Origin of the sequence: Amycolatopsis sp. NPDC051071 (genome assembly GCF_040682875.1) — a bacterium.
In the GTDB taxonomy this organism is placed as follows: domain Bacteria; phylum Actinomycetota; class Actinomycetes; order Mycobacteriales; family Pseudonocardiaceae; genus Amycolatopsis.
In genome coordinates, this window is sequence record NZ_JBFBBY010000089.1 from 1 (window position 1) to 20400 (window position 20400).

At 68.0% G+C, this 20400-nt stretch carries 16 protein-coding genes; 7 read left to right on the top strand and 9 right to left on the bottom strand.

Translation table 11 applies throughout. The annotated features are described in order from the left end of the window. Positions 1-161: 161 nt before the first annotated feature. Positions 162-557 (bottom strand): hypothetical protein, encoded by a 396-nt coding sequence (locus tag AB0M65_RS25720; RefSeq protein ID WP_364032416.1) that lies wholly within the window; start codon positions 555-557, stop codon positions 162-164. 184 nt (positions 558-741) lie between these two features. Here AB0M65_RS25720 and AB0M65_RS25725 point away from each other — a divergent pair, with 184 nt between their 5' ends. The 3 genes from AB0M65_RS25725 to AB0M65_RS25735 all read left to right on the top strand — a co-directional run bounded on the left by AB0M65_RS25725 (position 742) and on the right by AB0M65_RS25735 (position 3541). Beyond that, positions 742-1455 (top strand): Crp/Fnr family transcriptional regulator, encoded by a 714-nt coding sequence (locus AB0M65_RS25725; protein WP_364032418.1) that lies wholly within the window; start codon positions 742-744, stop codon positions 1453-1455. 77 nt (positions 1456-1532) lie between these two features. Continuing rightward, entirely contained in the window at positions 1533-1730 is a 198-nt protein-coding gene (locus tag AB0M65_RS25730; protein ID WP_364032421.1) for a hypothetical protein, read from the top strand. Beyond that, complete coding sequence (locus AB0M65_RS25735) at positions 1730-3541, top strand: HEXXH motif-containing putative peptide modification protein (RefSeq protein WP_364032424.1); 1812 nt, start codon at positions 1730-1732, stop codon at positions 3539-3541. The genes AB0M65_RS25730 and AB0M65_RS25735 overlap by 1 nt, the downstream gene beginning before the upstream one ends. 202 nt (positions 3542-3743) lie before the next feature. On the opposite strand, the gene fxsT is transcribed toward AB0M65_RS25735, so the two are convergent. From fxsT to AB0M65_RS25755, 4 genes are all read right to left on the bottom strand, one after another. Beyond that, the gene (gene fxsT / locus AB0M65_RS25740; RefSeq protein WP_364032427.1) at positions 3744-8168 is read right to left on the bottom strand and encodes an FxSxx-COOH system tetratricopeptide repeat protein; all 4425 of its coding nucleotides are present in this window, start codon (positions 8166-8168) and stop codon (positions 3744-3746) included. A 1-nt stretch (position 8169) separates the two neighbouring features. Continuing rightward, a complete protein-coding gene (locus AB0M65_RS25745; protein ID WP_364032430.1) occupies positions 8170-9252 on the bottom strand; it encodes a MoxR family ATPase in 1083 nt (360 codons plus the stop codon). A 13-nt stretch (positions 9253-9265) separates the two neighbouring features. Further along, the gene (locus AB0M65_RS25750) at positions 9266-11077 is read right to left on the bottom strand and encodes a hypothetical protein (RefSeq protein WP_364032433.1); all 1812 of its coding nucleotides are present in this window, start codon (positions 11075-11077) and stop codon (positions 9266-9268) included. Positions 11078-11234: 157 nt separating this feature from the next. Continuing rightward, positions 11235-12269, bottom strand: a complete 1035-nt coding sequence (locus AB0M65_RS25755; protein ID WP_364032436.1) for a helix-turn-helix domain-containing protein — start codon at positions 12267-12269, stop codon at positions 11235-11237. 95 nt (positions 12270-12364) lie between these two features. Here AB0M65_RS25755 and AB0M65_RS25760 point away from each other — a divergent pair, with 95 nt between their 5' ends. Both AB0M65_RS25760 and AB0M65_RS25765 read left to right on the top strand, forming a co-directional pair. After that, positions 12365-13264: an alpha/beta hydrolase gene (locus AB0M65_RS25760; protein WP_364032439.1), complete on the top strand. Its 900-nt coding sequence runs from the start codon at positions 12365-12367 to the stop codon at positions 13262-13264. Further along, positions 13261-14676, top strand: coding sequence for an ABC transporter ATP-binding protein (locus AB0M65_RS25765; RefSeq protein WP_364032442.1), 1416 nt, complete (start codon positions 13261-13263; stop codon positions 14674-14676). Before AB0M65_RS25760 ends, AB0M65_RS25765 begins: the two co-directional genes overlap by 4 nt. A 169-nt stretch (positions 14677-14845) precedes the next feature. Here AB0M65_RS25765 and AB0M65_RS25770 read toward each other — a convergent pair whose 3' ends face one another. Beyond that, on the bottom strand, positions 14846-15307 hold the full coding sequence (locus AB0M65_RS25770) for a MarR family transcriptional regulator (RefSeq protein ID WP_364032445.1): 462 nt from the start codon (positions 15305-15307) through the stop codon (positions 14846-14848). A 106-nt stretch (positions 15308-15413) separates the two neighbouring features. On the opposite strand from AB0M65_RS25770, the gene AB0M65_RS25775 reads away from it, so the two are divergent. Both AB0M65_RS25775 and AB0M65_RS25780 read left to right on the top strand, forming a co-directional pair. Next, positions 15414-15488, top strand: a complete 75-nt coding sequence (locus AB0M65_RS25775) for a putative leader peptide (RefSeq protein WP_364032489.1) — start codon at positions 15414-15416, stop codon at positions 15486-15488. Positions 15489-15570: 82 nt separating this feature from the next. Then, positions 15571-16776: an acyl-CoA dehydrogenase family protein gene (locus AB0M65_RS25780; protein WP_364032448.1), complete on the top strand. Its 1206-nt coding sequence runs from the start codon at positions 15571-15573 to the stop codon at positions 16774-16776. Between the two features lie 84 nt (positions 16777-16860). Here AB0M65_RS25780 and AB0M65_RS25785 read toward each other — a convergent pair whose 3' ends face one another. The 3 genes from AB0M65_RS25785 to AB0M65_RS25795 form a co-directional block, all read right to left on the bottom strand. After that, on the bottom strand, positions 16861-17838 hold the full coding sequence (locus AB0M65_RS25785; RefSeq protein WP_364032451.1) for a sporulation protein: 978 nt from the start codon (positions 17836-17838) through the stop codon (positions 16861-16863). A gap of 126 nt (positions 17839-17964) precedes the next feature. After that, positions 17965-19314: an erythromycin esterase family protein gene (locus tag AB0M65_RS25790; RefSeq protein ID WP_364032454.1), complete on the bottom strand. Its 1350-nt coding sequence runs from the start codon at positions 19312-19314 to the stop codon at positions 17965-17967. 189 nt (positions 19315-19503) lie between these two features. Then, a complete protein-coding gene (locus tag AB0M65_RS25795; protein WP_364032457.1) occupies positions 19504-20355 on the bottom strand; it encodes a carbohydrate-binding protein in 852 nt (283 codons plus the stop codon). Positions 20356-20400 lie beyond the last annotated feature (45 nt).

Here is a 20400-nt window from a genome sequence, read left to right on the forward strand (position 1 = left end):
GCCTGCCCACTTACTTGTAATTAACGGGTCTTTCAAGACATTTTTTGTCCTGAAAGACCCTTTCATGACACTCGACTCAAGCGGTCACCCTCGCCGGCACCACCCCGCCCACGATGAGCCCCATCGCGGCGAACCGCCCGAAGCTCATCGGGTCCTTGTGACTACTTCCCGTCCTCGGCATGCCCCGGCAGGGCGATCAGGGCGAGCACCATGGCGACCGGCCAGAGCACGGCCACCAGCCAGGCACCCGCGACGGTGATCGCCGTGACCGAGACCGCCGACGCGATCAGGCCGCCGACGGGCGAGACGTAACAAAGCCCCAGCGGGCCCGCGAAAAGGGTCCACAGCAACGCCGCCTTGGCGGATTTGGCCGGAGGCCGGGGAACCGCGTAGCGACCGGGACCGAGAACCTCGTGGTCGTCTCCCTGGTACCACCCGCCGGACATCAGCGGCGGATGCGGCGCGAAGGAGGCAGGCCGCCTCCCGAAGGATTTGGGCGTTCGCGGATCCGGCCCCTCGTTCTCCGGCCGTCTCAAAACACTTTCCGCACTTCTCATGACATCCTCCCCCGTCACCGGCTCGAAGCCTGGTGAAGTCACCCTCTGCCTGGCACAATTACAGGTCGCGGTTCGGAACTTCCGGGTTGTTTGCCCACTGACCATGTTGACGAGTCGGGGGAGCGCGCGATGCGTCATATGGAACACGGGGCCGAACTGGGTCCCGCGAAACCGGAGAGCCTGGATGACCGGGCCTTCCGCCGGTGAAAAAGGGGGACTCGGGACCTGGCGCAGGCTGACGCCGTCCGAGCAGGCCTCTCTACGGAGCGCCGGGCATCTGAAGGTGTGGCAGCCGGGCCAGATCCTCGCCCTCCAGGGCAGTCCGCCCACCAGCATGTTCGTCGTCCTGCGCGGCTGGGTGAAGATCAGCGCCACCAACTACCGCGGTGAGGACGCGCCGCTCGCCGCCCGCGGCCCGGCGGAGATCGTCGGCGAGCTGGCCCCGATCAGCGGCCTCCCCCGTTCCGCGACGATGTCGGCGATCGACGAGGTGCACACCCTCATCGTGCCGAGGGACAAATTCCTCGGCGTGCTGCGTGCCCGGCCGCGGATCGCCGAGGAGATCTTTCGCACCGCGGCGATCCGCCTCCAGCAGTCCGACCGCCTCCGCCTGGAATCCGGCGGCCCCGACTTCCCGCAACGACTGGCCGCGGTACTCCTGGAACTCGCGCTCCAGCACGTCCTCGACTGGACCGACGGAAAACACGTCGATCTCCATTTCAACCAGGGAGAACTGGCGGGCTTCGCACGCGTTTCCCGCAGTACACTGATCCGGGGCCTCGACGAACTCCGGCGGCTGGGCGTGGTGCGCACCGCCCGCCAGCGAGTCACCATCACCCGGCCTAACGCGCTCCGCGAACTGGCCGCCGGACGACCGCCACCGGACGATAGAGACTGATCGGTCGGGAAATCTCGGCTATCCTTGTCAAGTTCCAACTCTCGCAACCGTTTCACGGGGTGGAGGGAATCGGCACGATGAGTTCATTCTCGGCAAGCACGGAACCGGACATCGAGTCCGCGTTGATCGATCTCGACGGGATCCCGTTGACCGCGTTACGGGGCCTGGACGATGAGGCCTTCCGCCATTCGGCGCACCACGTCGTCGAACGGACCAGACACGTCCGCGCGCGCTACCGGAGCGCCAACCCCCCTGGCGGCGAGCGGATCGACTGATGCCGCCGTCCGCCGACGAACGGCGCGCCTTCCACCGCTTGCCATGGCGGGACTTCGACGCACTGGCGCGGCTGCAGGGCGACGAAGACATGGCGCGCCGCCTACGCCGGGCGGAGCGGAGCCGTCGCAAACTGCTGATCCACGCGTTGCTGATCGAAGCGGCGAAAACCCCGGACAAACTCGGGCCGCTGCCACCGCTGGAGTCGGTTTGGGAGCTACTGGCGCGAGCCGAAGCCAGAACACCGAGAGCGGTGAACCGGATCCTCACCAATCCGTACACCGGAAGCTGGGCGGGGTACACGACCCGCCTGCTGCGCGATTCGATGGACGGCGTCAGTCCACTGTGGATGCATCTGGGGCACGCGCACGCGATCGCGGCGGCCGCGGCGATCCGGGCGGAATTGGAGTTCGAGACCGAAATCCCGGTATGGCAAGGCAACGCCGTACTTCCTTCCCTCGGCATGGCCAGATTTCCCGCCACCGCACCGTTTTCCCTGGCCACCGTGCGCGGCGCCGGCGGCCGCTACTCCGTCTCCCATGGCGAAAAGACCGTATGGTTACCGATCTCGTCCGGCTCGGACGGCCCGGGATGGCAGGAGATCCGGCGGGTGCGCAGTCAGGTCGGGGCACACCGGTTCACCCTGTGGCTGGATGACCTCGATCCCTACCGCGGCCTCTACGAGCCGATCCCACCGGAACGCTTGCCCGGCAAGGTTTTCGCCGACTGGCAACGGCTGATCGACGACGCCTGCCGCCTGATCGCCGCCCATGTCCCCGAACTCGCCCGGATCATGCCGGTGGGGCTGGCCTCCCTGGTACCCGAACCACGAATGCGCTTCGGTAACAAAAGCGCGTCGACCGGGGAAGCCTTCGGAAGTGCCGTGGTCGGTTTGCCGACCGACGGCGCGGCACTCGCGGACACCCTGATCCACGAATTCCAGCACATCGTGCTCGGCGGGTTGCTGCACCTGGTCGAACTCTACGAACCGGATCCCAGCGAACGGATCTACGTCGCCTGGCGGGACGACCCACGCCCCTTGAGCGGTGCACTGCAAGGGGTTTACGCCTTTTTCGGGGTCACGGCCTTCTGGCGGGCACTCGCCGGGGAAGGCGTGATGCTCCGGCGCTCGGCCTTCGAGTTCGCCTATTGGCGCAGGCAGACCTGGCGCACCCTGCAACAACTGCGCACGGACGCGACGCTGACCACCGCCGGACGCCGGTTCGTCGAAGGTATCGCCGAACGTCTCGGCCCCTGGCAGGACGAGGCCGTCCCGGCGGAGGCGAACGACCTGGCCGCGGCCGTCGCCCAGGACCATTTCGCCGGCTGGCGTGCCCGCCACCTGCGCCCGAAACCGTCGGTGGTCGGCGAAGTCGTGGACGCGTGGCTGCACGGACGCGCCAAACCACCCGTCACCCTGCACCCGACGGACCTGCCGCCGACACCGGTCCCGGACGGCATTTGGTCCCACGCCAGGACCGACCTCATCCGGCTCGCCATCCGCGACGCGGGCATAGGGCGAAACCCGGACATCCCAGGAGCCACCGACGCCGATTTCGCTTACACCCGAGGCGATTTCCCCGAGGCGATCGAGGGCTACCGCGCGGAACTGGCCAACGACCCGGACCAGCCGGCTTCCCTGGTCGGGCTCGGCCTCGCACTCTCCGCGCGAGGCCCGCATCCGGCCGCCCGTGCCCTGCTGCACTGTCCCGAACTCGTCCGCGCGGTCCATCGGCAACTACGCACCCTCGACTCGCCACCACCGGCCGTGGAACGGCTCGCGGCGTGGATCGGGCAGGTCGTCCCCGGCTGACCCCACCCCGTGCTCAAACTTCGCACACGCGTGCCTGAACTTCGCACACGCGTGCTTAAACTTCCCACATGCGTGCCTGAACGGCGCACACGCGTGTGCGCAGTTCAGGCACGCATGATCCCGCTTCAAGCACGCGAGTGCCCGCTTCAAGCACGCGAGATCGGGGTTCAGGCACGCGAGTGCGAAGTTTGGCTCAGGGCACTTACATCAGCATGGGGTCGATGTCGCAGTTGGCACGATCGCCGCGGACCGTCTCCTGGGTTCCCGGGTGGGCTTCGCCGAGGACTCGGCGGTACTTGACCAGGATCGGCTCCTGGAACGGAGCGGCTTCCTCGGTACGACCGGCGGCGGCGAGATCCAGCCCCAGGTTGAACGAGGCGGCCAGGGTGGTCGGGTGGTCCTCCCCGAGTACCTGACGGCCGCGCTCGACCGCGTCGCGGCCCAGCTCGATCGCCCTGTCGAGTTCGCCCGACAGGGAAAGTTCGCTCGCCAGGTTGACCGTGACGATCACGGCGTAGGGGTGGTCCGGACCGACGCTGGCGCGGAAGTACTCGAGGGCTCGCTCGTCAAGCGCGCGTGCGGCCGCGACGTCCCCTTGGAAGCGCAACGTCAACGCGAGGTCGGCACTCGCCGCCAACGTGTGCGGGTGGTGCTCACCGAGACCGCTCCGGTAACGCTCGAAGGTCTGCTCTCCGAGCTTCTTCGCGGCGTTGAGGTCACCCGAGTGACGGAGATCGATCGAGTGCGCGAGGGCGCAGGCCATCGTGGTGCTGTGGTCGTCACCGTAGGCGAGCCTGAACCTCTTCAGCGCTTCCGTCGAAAGGACGATCGCGCCGGGGTGGTCGCCGTCTTTCCGCCTGGCCACGGCCAGCATGAAGTTGTTGGCCACGGAGTCCACCTGATCCTGGCCGAAGCGAGCGTGGAAGTTCTCCGTGAGCCGCTCCTGCTGGACGCGGGCCTGCCCGTACTCGCCCGCCTCACGCAGATCCGAGATCAGCGCGCTGTTGACGCCGAAAGTGCGGACGTGGTCGCGGCCGAGGACCTCGATACGCCGTCGAAGGGTTTCCTGGTCCAGTTCCGCGGCGGCCCGGTAGGCACCGGACAGCCGGAGACTGATCGCGTGCTGGTACGCGGCGTTGAGTGTCTCCGGGTCGTCCTCGCCGAACATGCGTTTGGCCTTGTGGTAGATCTCCTCGCTCAGTTTGCCCGCCGCGGCGAAATCGCCCTGGGCGCGAAGGTCGATCGTGATGTTCCGCTGGAGCGCGAAAGTCTCTTCGTTCTCTTCACCGGAAACCTGAAGACGCAACGCGAGTGTGCGCTGGTTGAGCTCCGCGGCTTCGGCGTACCGGCCGATCGCCCACAGGTAGAGCCCCAGCCTCGACGAGACTTCGAGTGTCTGCGGATGCGTGGGGCCGAGGGTTTCGGTGAGCCGCTTCCGCGCGGCGAGACCGAGCCGGGCCGCCTCTTCGTGGTCGCCGTACTCGAACAGGTAACGCATCAGGTTGATGTGGAGCTGACGCGGCCAGTCGTCGTCGCAGTCGAGTACGTTCGCCGCGTAGACGTGCGGCAGCAGTTCGCGGTACCGGGACCAGTGCCTGCTCGACTCGGGGTCGTTCGGATCGAGTGCGGCGAGCAGCTGGTGCGCGCCGTGCTGCATCCGCGCGTGCACCTGGCGGGCCATCACCCGGTTGCGCAGTACCAGCTGGACCAGCCGGTGCAGCTGGAGCGTGTTGTTGCCGTGGTCGATCTTGGCGAGGCCGTACCGGTTGATGTCACGGATGGCGCGTGCCAGTTTGATCGGTTCGCGCAGGGCCGCGTCGAGCTCCGGCGAGATGGACACCCGGCTGACCCCGGTGAGCAGATCACGCGAAATCGGCTCAGGGGAAAAGAAAGCACAAATGTGCAGGATCTGGTGCGCCGCCGGGTTGCGGGTCTTCAGCTCCTCGAACGAGACGTTCCAGGCCGCGGCGACGGAGACTTCGTAGTCGGGGGCGGAGGCGGTGTCGAGGATTTCCTCGACCGACTCGTCGAACAGGCGCAAGTACTCCTGCACCGGCATTCCGGTCACCGCACGCCAGGCGGCCGCCTGCTCGACGGCCAGCGGCAGGTCCCCGAGCTTCTCGGCGAGTTCGTCGGCGTCCTCCGGGGCGATTTCCGGGCCGCGACGGCCGAGTAGTTCGACGCTCTCCTCGCGTTTGAACACCGCCAGTTCGAGCGGCCGCGCGATCCCGGCCCAGTCCGAGTTCCGCGAGGTGACCAGGATTTCCCCGGGGCCGTTGCGCGGGAAGAACGGCAGGACGGCGTCCGGGCTTTCCGCGGCGTCGAAGACCAGGAGCCAGCGGCGGAACGGGCGGCCGGTGCGCAGTGCCTCGATCACCGCGGGCACCGCGATATTCGCTTCGGACGCACCCTGGATGCCGAGAATACCGGCGAGTTCGGTCAGCCCGGCGCGGATCTGCGTGGTGTGCGCGGCGTCGATCCACCAAACCAGGTCGTAGTCCTGGAGATGTCGATAGATGTACTCCGTGGCCATTTGCGTCTTGCCGATACCACCGAGGCCGTGGAGCGCGGACGGAAGTACGGCGGTGGTACCGCTGTTCAGCCGTTTGGTCAGCTGGTCGAGCAGTTCGTCACGGCCGGTGAAGTTGGGGTTGCGCGGCGGCACGTTGCCGAACACCAAAGGCGGGTCTTCCGGTTGACGTGCCGGGAAACTCCGGGTACTGCCCGACGCCGAGGGGTGGACGATCCTGGTGGTCGGCTCGTTCACTTCGGGCTCACTGAGATAGCGCGTGCGTCCCTCCGTCGCCGAAGTTGATTCGGTGGGACGTTCGGCCGTCTCAGGCATCTTGGAACTCACAGTCTTGATTGATCCAGAGTGGGGTACGACGGGGTCTTGGTCCTGTACCACGTTCCGCAGCCGATCGGCCCGGGACAGGTAAGGTCCGGAAAGCGCGCGCATGACGGCACTTTCCAGTTCCACGTCGGCCGACGACTCGAGGGTGAGCACCGGATCCGGCGTGTTGTGCGGGTCGGCAATGGCGTCTCGGAGGTGACCGAGCAGCGGAATCCGTCCACCGAAATGGGTGGCCGCCGCCCGTACGACACTGGCCGTTTCCGAACGCCGCGCGCCGCTGAGCAACAATTCCCGGACTGCCTCGGGAAAAGCGAAGACCCCACCTGTGTCCCAAGTGGACTTCCCTTCCCTGAGTCCGGGAGCGTACATGATCCCCGAAAGCAGAAGTTCGAGGAGGTGCTCCAGCCGCGCTTCCGGCACGAACCGTTGTCCCACCAGCTTCGCCACGTCGAGACGGACCGGTACCGCCGCGAGCAACTGTGCCAAGCGTAGCGCCGGTGGCGAAGCGACACTGCGGAATCTGTGCACTCTTTCGGCGGGTGACAAAGTTACCGGCGGGTCAGCGGGTTCGGCCCGCACGGGCCGGTCGGTGGTGAGCACGACCGTGCCTTCGGTGGCCTTCGCGTTTTCACCGGTCATCAACCTTGCCCACCACGCGAGCGACCGCGGGCGCAGTTCGAGCACCGGCACCGGCACGGTCCCGGCAGGTACCGCGGAGCCGGGTTCGAGCCAGGCGTCGGTCAGGCCGAACGCCCACCTGTCGTTGGGGGCCAACGCGTTCGGGACCCGCAACAGGGCTTTGTGCGGGCTCATCCCGCATCTTCCCCAAAGCCACTGCGGCAGCAGATGCACGATGCTGACCGGCATCGCGGCGCCCCAGCGCGCCAGTATCGGGTACAACGCTTCCTTCTTCTGCCACGCGTCACCGACCCCGTCGGTCAGCAGCAAGACCGCGCGCCGTCCGGACGGGTCCAGGATCTCGCCGGGATCGCGGGCGGGTGCGCCGGGTGTGCCACCGCGGAGAACGAGGCCATCCTGGCCATTGTCCTTAGCGGTTTCCAACAGACGGACCTGAATGGTTCGGAAAGCACCCACTTGCCCGAGTAATTCGACAAACGCGGACACGCGGGGACGCCACAACGCCATCGACGGGCCATTGTCGAGCACGAGCGTCAGGTCAAGCCAGCGCTCTTTTTTCGATCGGGTGACCGGCCACCACTGCCCGGTTTCCGCCGCTCGGACCGCGGTGGCCTCGACATCAAGGACCACATTCTTGTGTCGCCGTGAAGTCGTCTCGCGTTTCACCGTTCTCAAGGCGCGGAAGTAGTCCAACGCTTCGGGAAGCGCTGCTCCGCCCGCACCCATACCGTCGACGGCGGGTTCGGGCAGCACCCCGGGGACGGCGCCGATCTCGACGGCCCGCTCCTCCCCCTGTCCCGGCTGTCCCGGCTGTCCCGGCGACGGAACACCGGGCCCCGATGACCGGCGCTGCTCGGCCGGCGGCGGGACGTCGGGCCGTTCCGAAGGCACGTTGCGAATCCGCACGCCGTCCTCGGCCGCCTTCTCCGGTTCCTCGGCGGGAGCCGGTTCGGCGGTGTCCCCGGGAGCGGCGTTCTTGGGAGCGATCGCCGCGGCCAGCCAGACGATGTCGGCGACATCGGTCCAGTTCAGATCCTCGAACTCGAACCTCTTGCCACCCTTGGGAAAGTCGGTGGCCCGCCGCTCCGCCGCCGGGACGGAGCGCGAGTCGGGTGCACCGCCCGGCCCACCCATGTCACCGCACCGTCAGTCGTTGCCAAAGAGCGTCCACCAGCCGTGGCCATGCCTCCTGATCCGGCTGGTATGCCCCCGAAGTCGCCAGATACACGGCATCGAGCAGCCGGTCTGTCGGCAGACCGCCTTCCGCTTTGCTGCGTTCGGCGAATTCGCGGATGAGCGTGTCCCGGTCCTCACCGTTCTGCCCCACCAGATGACCGGCCACGATGGCGGCGAGCTGTTCGTGATCCGGGTTCTCGATCCTCAGTTGCAGGCACCGGCGCAGGAACGCGGGCGGGAACTCCCGCTCTCCGTTGCTGGTCATCACGATGATCGGGAAGGCGTGACAAGCGATCCGGCCGTCACGGACGACGGCGGTGCGCTGCGGGTCGGCGGTGTGCACGGTGACCTCGGGATGCCGGTTGCGCGCCCGCGCCAGTTCCTCGACGGAGAACTCGCCGTCTTCGAAAATCGACAGGAGATCATTGGGCAAATCGGCTTCGGACTTATCGAGCTCGTCGATCAAGAGCACCCGGGGCAACCTGCAGGGCAGGAACGCCGTACCCAACGGGCCGAGCCGGACGAAATCACCGATCGGCGGTTCCTCCGCCTCACCACCGGTTCGCGCCTGACTCGTCGCCGCGGCCTGCACCCGGCCGATCGCGTCATAGCCGTACAGACCGGAACTCAGCTCGGTGTGACTGGTGATCCCCCAGCGCAGCACCCGGCCAAGGCCGAGCTCACGCGCGATCCGGTAAGCGAGGCTCGACTTCCCCGTCCCCGGATTCCCGGTGACCAGCAACGGACGCCGCAGATAGAGCGCCGCGTTCACCATATTCAGCTCGTTGACGTCGATATCCTGCTCGGAAAGCGTGAAAGCGGTACCGAGACGGCGCTCGGACTCCCCGTCGTCCGGGGGCGGCACGTCGAGCTCCGGTGGCGCGTCACCGCGATAAGCGCGCCAGGGTGGCGGCGCGGGCAGTAACTGTGCGAGGTCGATGTCGTGGATCGGCCGCCCGGTACCGCGGTATATCCACCAATCGGGTGCATCGGAATGCGGCGTACGCCCGTCCGCCGTCACGTCCTGGTCGTTCACGCTCATCCGCGGTATCCCCTTACGGTCGAGTCGGGATCAACGGCTGGTCGAGAACAATTACCCGTTTCGGGTCGTCCCACATTACCACCAGATCGTGAGCCAGAGAATTCTTGAACGTTCCCGCCGCACCCGAATTCGCCAGTTTGCGACGATCCGGTAGTTCGATAAAGCCGGTCTCCGCCGCCAATACCCAGTCGAGCAACTCGCGCAGCTTTTCGGGCTCGGCGTCCGGATGCCAGAGTACGACCGGCAGCCCGCTGCGGATGGCGCTCGTCAGCTCGTCCGGATCGGGACCCGGTCCAGCCTGCGGCGTCGGCGGTTTCGCCAGCACCAGCCCGACCCAATGCTCGTCGCTCAATATTGCGTCGATCGGGTGATCCTCGAACTCCGCGTACCCGGAATAGTGCAGCCGATCGGCGGAAGGGTCCTTCACCATCGAGTCCCAGCGAACGTTCCATGCGCGATGCCAACGCCTCGCCCGCATCCTCTCCAGTGACCTTATCCCGAGCCGGTACCCGTACCGCAGTGGTTGGGGCTGGCCTGTCCCATGTTCCTTGGCCCAGCGCTGCACGGGCAAATTGATCAAGGTCCTCGGCAGCAGGAATTCCACCGACGCGGACACACTCTGGCCGGACCAGACGTCCTCAGTCTCCAGTATGACGTCGTCCACCCTGAACTCGACCTCGTCTATTCCGATTTCCCGCACATCGCCGAGCGCGGGCGGCCACACTTCCGGGTCATCCTGACGCCAGAATGCGAGAGTGCATCGCGTCGGATCGGCGGAAACCGGTTCGAGCATGATCGTCAAATGCAAATGGGGGCGGTCCGGAATCGGCGGCCTGCTCCTCCGCTGATGCCCGAGTGCGGGACCGAGCCGCAGGGTGCGGGCCTGGTCGCCGATCCAGTCGGTGATCATGGCGCCCGCCTCCCCGCCGGCGTTCTCGGCCAGCAGCCGCAAAAACGTGACCGCGGGCGGGATCCCGTCCGGGCCGGCGTTGAAATCGGTGAGCAGGTGAAAGGCACTCCAGGCGTCGGTCACCCCGTCCAGCCTCGGCAGCGGGATCGCCGGGCCGAGTGCCCGGCTCATCATGACCGCCAGATGGGGGACCTCCATCCGGGTCAGCCGTCGATGCAGGCCCGCGAGATCCTTGCGGGGTATCAAATCCAGGACGTCGCTGGTCAGCTCGGGAAGCGGCGGATCGTCGTGCGGCTCCGGCCGGGGAACGGGTGTCTTCGCAACGGCCGCGGTGAGTTCGCCGTGCAACCGCAGATAAGCCGTTCCGGTGAACGTCTTCACCGAAACCGGTATCGGACTGTACAACTCCGGCAACAGTCCCGGATCCGGCGCGATGACGTCGTCGAAGAACCGCTCGGACGAGATGAACGCGATCATGCGGCCGGATTCGGCGAAAGCCTCCTTCGCCCATGGCGCGTCCAGAATGCGGAACGCGGTGTCGACCGCCTCGCCGACCCAGCCGTTGCCGTCGTTCAGCACCTCGCCAGAGTTCAGGCTGACCCGCAACCGGATCTGCGCCTGCGAAGTCCTCGTCCAGTTGTAGCGGCGGAGTGCGACCGCGATGCGATCCGGCAGGCGATCGGCGACCAGGCTTTTGGTCGTACCGGGTGGCAACAGGATGAGGGCGCCGTCACCGCGGTCCTCCCGCGCACAGGAATCGAAGTCGACGGCGCTTTCGGCGAACGCGGTCTTGAGCACCTCGTACATGCCTTGGCGCACGGCGAGCCGGTCGGGAAGGATCCGGTCCGGGGCGGTGAAGCCCACGACGTCCACCACGACGATCGTGCGGTCGAGAGCCTGCGTCGGTTGCGCCACTGGCCCCCTCCCAAGGTCCACTGCCCCGAATCCACAGCGCCTGCCATCGACGCCGACCGCCACATTATCGCGTCAATCGCCCGCCCGTTGAGTGTCAATTGACAAAGAGGTCCCGCTTTTCCTGTGCCGGTTATTTCCTCACCCGGCACGGAGCCGCTCAGTCGTCGAGAAGCCGCCATGCGGTGAGGGCGAGCCTTGCCCGCGTCAGCCCGGCCGTCTCGTTCAACTCGATGCCCAGGCTCTTCCCGATCAGCGTGAGCCTGCGCGCGACGCTGCTGTGGTGCAGGTGCAGGGAATCGGCCGCCTGGCGTACGGAACCCGTGGCGCAATAGGCGTCCAGGGTGCGCAGGTCTTCCGGCTCCCCGGCGAGGCCCGCGATCGCGACGACGTCGGGGTTGATCCGCGTGTCTTCCGCCGGGACCCGCGCCAGCAGCGCCAGCGCGCCCAGTTCGCCGTAGTGGATGACCGGCTGACGTCCGGTGGTGAACCGGAGTGCGGTTCTGGCGTCCTCCCATGACCGGTTCGGGCAGGACGCGGCGCCGATACCCGCCCGCACCCCGGCAGGCAACCGGGCCGGATCCACCGTGGTGGCCAGGATGACACCCACGTCCGCGAGCGGGGCGGCCTTGACCGGGCGGGCCGGGCAGACCAAGCCGCCGATCTTGTCCAGTGGCAGCGACGATCGCACGGCGACGACGTGGATTGGCAGGTCCGCGGGGAAACCCAGCAGCCGCAGCGCCCGGTTCCGCGCGGCGTCGTCGCTGGTGCGGCTGATCACGAGTTCGACCAGCGCCGGGTCGGCCATGGTGACGCGGGCGGGGCCGTACCGCTCGACGACGGTGGCCGCGGCGATGGCGAGCCTGTCCAGCACCGCTTCGTCGAGTGAGCCGGGAGCGCCGTCGCGTTCCAGCCACACCGCGCCGACTTCCTCCTCGTCGAGGGTGATCGCCACCGTGGTGGACGCGGGCGCGGGCGGAGCGGCCGCTTCCCGGCCGTCGGGTGCCATGCGGATCGTCCGTCCCGTGCCGTGGAGCCGGATCCCGGCCACGCATTCCGCCAGTCCCGCCGAGGCGCGGGCGAGCGCGGGGAGATCGACCCGCCGCCGCATCAGGGTGTCGTAGAACATCACGACACGGATGACGCCCTCGACGTCCGGATCGAGATGCGACAACCGAGCGGCCAATGCCTCCATGAGCGCGAGCGTACGCGGCGATCGTCGCGTGCGGTGGCCCGAACGCGCGACGACCGGCGGACGACCCCGGCGGCGAGTGCCGGAAGGATTGCGTCATGGATCCCGAACTGGAAGCCTTCGTCGCCCTCTTCCCACCCGCCACCCTCACCGACCCGGCCGTCGACCGCGAAAGCTTCGCCAAGCTGGCTACCTCGATCCCGCAACCGGACACGTCGGGCATGGACGTCGAGGATCGGATCGTGCCCGGCGACCCGGACGTCGCGATCCGCGTCTACCGGCCACGCGACGCGCAAGGCGCCATCGTCTGGCTGCACGGCGGCGGCTACGTCATGGGTAACCTGGACACCGAGCATCCATGGGCGGCCCGCATCGCCGAAGGGTCCGGCGCGGTGGTGATCTCGGTGAATTACCGGCTGGCGCCCGAAAACCCGTTCCCGGCCGCGTTCGACGACGTCTACACCGTGCTGAACTGGACGGCCGGGCACGCGGCGGAGCTCGGTGTCACCCCGGACCGGATCGCGATCGGCGGGCACAGTGCCGGCGGCGGTCTCGCGGCGGCGGTGGCGTTGCGGGCACGCGACGAGCAGGGGCCGCCCATCCGGTTCCAGCTGCTCAACCAGCCGAGTCTCGACGACCGGCAGGAGACTTGGTCGGCGGTGAACTTCACCGACACGCCCTGGGTGAACCGCGACAAGATCTCCTCGATGTGGGGGCACTACCTGGGCGGGCGGCCCGCGACCTCCCCGTACGCCGCTGCCGCGCTGGCCACCGATCTGACCGGGCTACCGCCCGCCTACGTGGCCTCCGCGGAGTTGTGTCCCAACCGCGACGAGGACATCGAGTACGCGGTCCGCCTCATGCAGGCGGGTGTTTCGGTCGAGCTGCACCAGTGGCCCGGCACCTTCCACGGGTCACAGGCGATCCTTTCGGCCGAGGTTTCACACCGGCAGATCGCCGAGCTGGGCGGCGTCCTGCGCCGCGCGCTGGCCGAATGACGACGACCACCGCACCCACGCTGCCCCGGCTGCTGCGCCCGTACGCCGGGAGCTTCGCCGCTGTCGTCGTCCTCCAGGTCATCGGCGCCCTCTCGGGGTTGGCGCCGCTGCTGGCCGTCGTCGAAGTGGGCCGGACGCTGCTCGCACCAGGCCCGGTCGACGACGGCCGGGTCTGGACCGCCGTCGTCGTGGGTGCGTCCGGGATGTTCGTCCGGCTGCTGCTCACCGCCGCGTCGTCCGGGATCGGGCATCTGCTCGACGGCCGGGTCCAGCTGGCGTTCCGCCGTCTGCTGGCCGAACGGCTCGGCCAGGTGCCGATCGGCTGGTTCTCCCGGCGCCGGACCGGTGAGCTCGCCAAGGTGGTGGGTGAAGACGTCGGCGCCGTGCACCCGTTCATCGCCCACACCCCCGGCGAGCTGGTCTCCGCGTTCGTCGTCCCGCTGGTGTCGCTGGGCTACCTTTTCACCATCGACTGGCGGCTCACCCTGATCACGTTGATCCCGGTGGTGCTGGCGGTGGCGCTGGTGCCGCTGATGATGACGCCGTCCCGGCTGCGTGAGCAGGCCGAGTTCGACCAGGGCATGGCGGAGATCTCGACCTCGGTCGTGGAATTCGTGCAGGGCATCGCCGTGGTCAAGGCTTTCGGCGGCGCCGGGCGGGCGCACCGCCGGTTCCTCACCGCCGCGGACGCCTTCGTCGGCACCTTCAACCAGTGGGTGCGGGGGATGGCGGGACCCGCGGCCGGGATGCAGCCGGCGCTGTCCCCGCCGTTCGTACTGGCTGTCGTGCTGATCGGCGGCACGGTCCTGAGCACCGGCGGGAGCCTCGCCCCGGCGGACCTGTTGCCGTTCCTGTTGCTGGGGCTGGGGTTGACCGCTCCCGTCGCGGCACTCGGGCATGGCTTCGACGAAGTGCGGGCCGCTCGCCGCGCGGTCGGCCGGATCCGGGACGTGCTCGGGGTGCCGTCGCTGCCGGAGCCCTCGCATCCCGTCGCACCGCAGGGCCATCGCATGGAACTCCAGGACGTCCGCTTCAGCTACGACGCCGAACACGAGGTCCTGCGTGGGATCGATCTGGTGCTGGAGCCGGGGACGGTCACCGCGATCGTCGGACCGTCCGGCAGCGGAAAGTCCACTTTGGTCAACTTGCTGCCCCGGTTCTTCGACCCGGCAAGCGGTTCCGTCCGGCTGGGCGGCGTCGATCTGCGGGAACTCGGCAGCCGTGAGCTCTACCGGACGGTCTCCTTCGTCTTCCAGGACGTCCGGCTGCTGCGTGCGTCGGTGGCGGACAACATCGCGCTCGCCGTCCCGCGGGCGAGTCTCGACGACGTCATCCGTGCGGCACGGCAGGCGAACATCCACGACCGGATCCTCGAACTGCCGCGTGGCTTCTCTCTCGATTCGCGGGCATGACGAAGAAACCCCTGTGGTGCCGGGAAACCCGGCCGCCGAGGTGCGTCTTCGCGCGAGGATTCGGTGGCGTTCAGCTGGTCTCGGGCTTGTCCATGAAGGATCTGGGACACTCAACGTCCCAAATCCTTCATGGACGCGGACAGCGCCTTCTTGCCGCCCGGCGGAGGGCTCAGTCGCCCTCGGCGACGTCTCCCAGTGACTGCAACAGGTTCCGCAGCAGGGCGGCCAGTTCGTCCCGTTCCCCGGCGCTGACCGCGCCCAGGAGGCGATGCTCGGTCTCGACGTGGTCGGGCAGGGCCCGGTCGATGAGGTCGAGGCCCTTCTCGGTGAGGTCGACGAGTACCCGGCGGCCGTTCGTCTCGTCCGGTGCCCGGACCACCAGACCGCGTTCCTCGAGCCGGTCGAGCCGCTGGGTGACCGCGCCGGAGGTGATCATCGCCGAAGGCATGAGGTCGGCGGGCGTCAGGGTTCCGGAGCGGCGGAGGGTGGCCAGGACGTCGAAGGAGGAGCGGTCGAGGTCGTGCCGGGCGAACGTCTTGCGCAGTTCGCCGTCCAGGATCCGGGCGAGCCTGCTCAGCCGCCCGATCACCCCATCGGGGAGACGTCCAGGTCGGGGCGGGCTTTCGCCCACTGGCGCAGAATGTGGTCAACGTGGTCCGGCACTCCCGGAGATTACCCCGGTCTCAGAGCGCGGACGTTCGTTGACACCCAGTAACGCCACTGCTCTACTCGGACGCATGGACGGCATCCGCTTGACCCGTCGCCGCCACGTGGACCTCGTCCGCGTCGCGGGCTGCTTCTGTACGGCCTGAAAGCCTTTCGACTTCCCGGGTATTCCGGGCGCTTCGCCCTGCCCGGAATACCCGTTCGCCCTCACACAGAACGGAATTCAGCATGACCACGACCGAGAACCGGGTCCGGTCCGCCGCGGAATGGCTGGCCACCGCGAAGGACGTCGCCGCCGAGCTCGCGGCGGACGCGGCCGAGCGCGACCGGAAGAACGAAACGCCGTACCGGGAAGTCCAGCTGCTCAAGGATTCCGGGCTGGTGACACTGCTCGGGCCTGTCGAGCACGGTGGTGGTGGGCAGAGCTGGGAGACCGCCTATCAGGTGACCCGCGAGATCGCCCGCGGTGACGGCTCGATCGGCCAGTTGCTCGGCTACCACTACCTCTGGGCCTGGGCCGCGCGGCTGGTGGCGACCGACGGGCAGATCGCGGCCGTCGAAGAGTTGTACACGGCGAACAACTTCTTCTTCGGCGGCGCGGTCAATCCCCGCGACTCGGATCTGAAGATCACCGAAGACGGCGACGAACTCGTCTACAATGGACATAAGTCGTTTTCCACCGGGAGCAAGGTCTCCGATCTGACCGTACTCGAAGGCATCCTCGAAGGCACCGAAGACCACGTCTTCGCCATCATACCGTCCAAACAGGACGGTATTGTCTTTCACGACGACTGGGACAACATCGGCCAGCGGCTCACCGAATCAGGCAGCGTGACCATCACCGACGTACGCGTTCCGTGGGCGAGTGCCGCCGGCTACGTCGACAAGAAGTTCCACCCCTTGACGTACAACACGCTCAACGTGCCGGCGATCCAGCTCGTCTTCACCAACTTCTACCTCGGGATCGCCCAGGGCGCGTTGGAAACCGCGCTGGAGTACACGCGCGAGCACACCCGCGCGTGGCCGTACGGCGGTGACAACAAGGCGTCCGCGGCCGAGGAGTGGTACATCCTCGACGCCTACGGCGATCTGCAGGCGAAGCTGTGGGCCGCCGAAGCGTTGGTGGACAAGGCAGGCGTGGCGATTTCGGCGGTGCTGCACGCACCGCGCGAGGAGCTCACCCCCGAGGCACGCGGCGACGTCGCGGTCCTCATCGCCGCCGCCAAACAACGCGCGATCGACACCGGACTCGAAATCGGCACGAAGATCTTCGAGCTGACCGGCGCCCGTGCCAGCGCGACGAAATACGGCCTCGACCGCTTCTGGCGGAACCTGCGGACGCATTCGCTCCACGACCCTGTCGCGTACAAGCGGCGCGAGGTCGGCGCCTACGCCCTGCTGAACGAACTCCCCGAACCCACCTGGTACACCTGACCCCTGCCGATCGGTGAAGTCTTGTGAAGGCCTCCTTCCCTATCCTCAAAGCAGGGAAGGAGGCCTTCACAAACCGAGCGCGGCCTACTCCTCGAAGCCTTCCTCGGAGCCCCCGTCGAACATGTCCCCCACGACCTCACCGAGGATCATGCCGCCGACCACACCGGCCGCGGCACCGGCGACCATGCCGCCCATCCCCGGGCCACGCCTGCCGTGATGACCGTCGTGATGGTCGTAGTCGTGGTGGTGTCCCTGGTGCCCCTGGTGCCCGCCGAACATGGCGTGCCCGCCGCCGGACTGGGCGACGTTGGCCAGCCAGCCGTCGATGGCCGCGGCCCAGTCGGTACGGAGGGCCTCCTCGTGCGAGACGTGGAAACGGCCGAAGGTGTCGCCGCCGGAGCGGAACATACCGCCGCGTTTGTCGGCCTCCAGCACCACCACCAGGTCGTCCGGGCTCGCGACGAAGGTCAGCTCCACCTGGCTGACGCGGCCGGCGTAACGCGAAGGCGGGAAGAACTCGATCTCCTGGAAGAACCCGAGTTCCTGCCGGACACCGTGCAGGCGCCCGGCTTCGACGTCGGCACTGCGGAACTGGAAGCCCAGCTCGCCGAACGCCTCCAGCACCCGGTCCTGCGATTCGAGCGGCGCGACCAGCACCGGATCGAGGTCGCCCTTGTCCGGCGCACCGGCGATGACGAGTTCGGTCCGCACGCCGACGACCATGCCCGGCAGCTCACGCCCGCCGACCGCGCTGATCGGCGTCTCCCACGGCAGCGCGAGCTGGAACGGGACCGTGGTCAGCTGTCCCGCCGCGACCTTCACCTTGCGGCCGGCGCTTACACGCAGGAACTCCGCGGTCCCGGCGCGCTCGTGATCGCCGTGCTCGACCTCGACCCTGGTCACCAGCGAAAGCAGGATCTCCTCGATCTGGGCGTCGCTCGAACCGCCCTGGACGCGGACCTGACCGGTGATCACCTCGCCAGGCAGCGCGTGCGGCGAGTCGAGCACGGTGTCGACGGACGGGCCGCCGACCCCGAAGGCGCTGAGCATCCGTTTGAACATCAGGGATTTTCCTCCGCTGGGTACTGGAACTGGGTGCCGCGAGAGCGGTCCCTTCGACTACTACCGAGATCCGCCGCGGCACGCCAGGCAAACCAGGTTAAACACCCCTAAACGGGCGCGGCGGCACTATTTTCTCAGATCGGTCTGGCGGACGTCATGCAGGTGGACGACGACGTCGTAGGAGCGCCCGAGTGAGATGGCCGCGAGGTCGACGGGGAACAGCGTGCCGATGGTGCGGGTGGGCCGGGCAGTGTCCAGCCAGGCGCGTGCGGCGGGCGGCGCGGTGCGGACGTCGAGGTAGAAGTCCTCATAGCGGACCTTGTCGAGGGTGTCCTCGTTCGAGCCGGGCGGCGCGGCCGGGACGGAAAACCGCTTCCACTCCCCGCCGACAGCGGTGTCCTTGGACAGGAAGGAACCCCGGTCGAAGCTGAATCCGACCGGCAGGTAATCCCGGCCCAACGTCTCGCGCAGGAAGGCACCCTGCGTCTTCGGGTACAGGCCCGGGTTGTCACTGACGTAGGAAACGTGGCCGTTGTGGGCGGAGAGCAAAACCTTGTGGCCGGTCCGCCGCTGCCACCAGGCGACGTTGGCCGCCATCGCCTCGTCGCGCAGGATCTGGTGAGCGGGCAGCGACTTCGGATCCGTGAGGTCGACGGCGAGGAACCGGGCGGTCTGCGCGACGAACCGGGCGTGCTGCGCGGTCCAGTCGAGGGCGTCCGCGCCGGTCAGGCCCTTGACCAGCTCGAAAGCCTGCTCCGCCTGACCCGCGAGCCGCTGCCGCTCGTCGAGTGGCTTGCGAAGGTAGGCGAACGCGTCGTCGATCGGGCGAAGGCCGGTGTAAAGCTGGTTCAGCCGCGGCAACGCCGCCGGATGGTGCTGCCGCACGTAGCCGGTGATCCTGGCGAAGAACGCGTCGTTCACCGAAGGCGCGCCGAGGTCGTCGCCGACGAAGTGCACGGTGCGGCCGGGGTGGGCCCGGTTGTAGTCACGCATCCAACGGATGAGGCTGACGAACTCCTCGCGGTCCCAAGGAGAACCGGTCAGCGTCCGCTTCGCGAGTTCGCGGGCGTCGCCTTTGCCGGTCTGGACGTACTCGTCGATCTCAAGGCCCGCCGACCAGCTCAGCTCCAGCGCGAAGGCCCGGAACCCCTTCTCTTCGACGAGGTAGCGGAAGACCCGCTCCTTCAGCGTGAAGAACTCGTGGGAGCCGTGGGTGGCCTCGCCGAGGCCGACCACCTTCGCACCGCCGATCATCGCGCCCAGTGCGCGCAGGTCGGCGTTGTTCCGCCCGGGCTCGGTCGACAACAACGGATGCGCCGCCCGTTCCAGCGACCGCACCGGGTCGCGCCAGGTCGCCGACGTGTCAGCCGTACTCGCGAAAGCCGGGCTCGCCATCGGCGCGAGCATCGCCCCCGTGACGACCACCGCGGCCGCCAGCACTCCCCGTCTCCCCGGTCGTTTCCGGTTCCCTGTCATACCGTTCACCCCTTCGCTCGATGTCGAAGGCGATCATCGCCCGCGAATCGGCGGCGGCGCGCTGTAGCAGGGCTCCGGCTTGACCGGGGGAAAACCCCACCACGAAAGGGGCGGGTGGACCCCGCCGCCGGAGTGTGGGTTCCGGCGGCGGGATCCACCCGCGTTATCTCCCTCCGCAGCGGTTGTTCGTCACTCCGCGCGCCACAACGCGGGCGTGGACGGCGGCTCCCAGCCAGGCTGGGCGGTGTGCCCCTGCAAGCACACGTAACCGCTACCGCTGTAGGTGACCCGGGCGCCCGCGGAATAGCCGGTTCCCGCCGCCCAGGTCGTCCCGCTCGGCGGGTTGGAGGTCGAGGTGGAGGGCGGATTCGACGTTGTCTGGGTACTGGTCGGCCGGGATGTCGACGTCGGCGTCTGCGGCACGTTGAGCACGAAGTCGTACGCGCCCTGTTTGCCGGGAGGCGCGTCCCGCACGGTCATCAGCAGCCGAGGGTCGAAGATCGAGTCGGTGTTGTTGCGCGGCTCGTTGGGGAAGTAGAGCTGCGTGGTCAGCACCCGTCCGCCGGGGGCCTGGACCTTGACGTGGATATGCCGCGTACGGCCCGGGTACAGGCCGGGCACGATCGTGCTCAGCGTGAACGCGCCCTGGTCGTTGGTGTACTGGTGACCGCGGAACGTGTATCCCGTGTTGTCGTAGGCACCGTTGACGTCCGCCTGCCAGAAGTCCAGCAGCGCCCGTGCGATCGGCAGGCAGCCGAGACCGAAGACATAGCCGGAGACGGTGAGCCTCGTGCCTTGGGTGTTCGGCGTGACGAGCGAAGTGCGTTCCGGGGAATTCGGCTTGAAGTAAGGACCTTCGGTCTGCGCCGGGGTCGGGTCGTCGCCGTCGTCACAGGACGGGGTCAGCTCGGGTGTCTGGCCGCTCGCGACGGTGGTGCGGGCGAGGGCGGGGCCGCCGATCAAGGCGACGGGAGCCACGACACCCACGGCAAGGGCGGCCTTGAGCACAGTCTTTCGGCTGAGCGTCTTCTCTTCGTCCATACCTGCTCCTCGTGGGGCTTCGGGAATCACCCTCGACGGTATGGA

Coding starts and splice junctions, on each gene's coding strand:
- AB0M65_RS25755 (WP_364032436.1), bottom strand. CDS start 12,269: ATGGAGGCATTGGCCGCTCGGTTGTCGCATCTCGATCCGGACGTCGAG.
- AB0M65_RS25730 (WP_364032421.1), top strand. CDS start 1,533: ATGAGTTCATTCTCGGCAAGCACGGAACCGGACATCGAGTCCGCGTTG.
- AB0M65_RS25735 (WP_364032424.1), top strand. CDS start 1,730: ATGCCGCCGTCCGCCGACGAACGGCGCGCCTTCCACCGCTTGCCATGG.
- AB0M65_RS25765 (WP_364032442.1), top strand. CDS start 13,261: ATGACGACGACCACCGCACCCACGCTGCCCCGGCTGCTGCGCCCGTAC.
- AB0M65_RS25760 (WP_364032439.1), top strand. CDS start 12,365: ATGGATCCCGAACTGGAAGCCTTCGTCGCCCTCTTCCCACCCGCCACC.
- AB0M65_RS25725 (WP_364032418.1), top strand. CDS start 742: ATGACCGGGCCTTCCGCCGGTGAAAAAGGGGGACTCGGGACCTGGCGC.
- fxsT (WP_364032427.1), bottom strand. CDS start 8,168: ATGGGTGGGCCGGGCGGTGCACCCGACTCGCGCTCCGTCCCGGCGGCG.
- AB0M65_RS25795 (WP_364032457.1), bottom strand. CDS start 20,355: ATGGACGAAGAGAAGACGCTCAGCCGAAAGACTGTGCTCAAGGCCGCC.
- AB0M65_RS25720 (WP_364032416.1), bottom strand. CDS start 557: ATGAGAAGTGCGGAAAGTGTTTTGAGACGGCCGGAGAACGAGGGGCCG.
- AB0M65_RS25745 (WP_364032430.1), bottom strand. CDS start 9,252: ATGAGCGTGAACGACCAGGACGTGACGGCGGACGGGCGTACGCCGCAT.
- AB0M65_RS25790 (WP_364032454.1), bottom strand. CDS start 19,314: ATGACAGGGAACCGGAAACGACCGGGGAGACGGGGAGTGCTGGCGGCC.
- AB0M65_RS25780 (WP_364032448.1), top strand. CDS start 15,571: ATGACCACGACCGAGAACCGGGTCCGGTCCGCCGCGGAATGGCTGGCC.
- AB0M65_RS25785 (WP_364032451.1), bottom strand. CDS start 17,838: ATGTTCAAACGGATGCTCAGCGCCTTCGGGGTCGGCGGCCCGTCCGTC.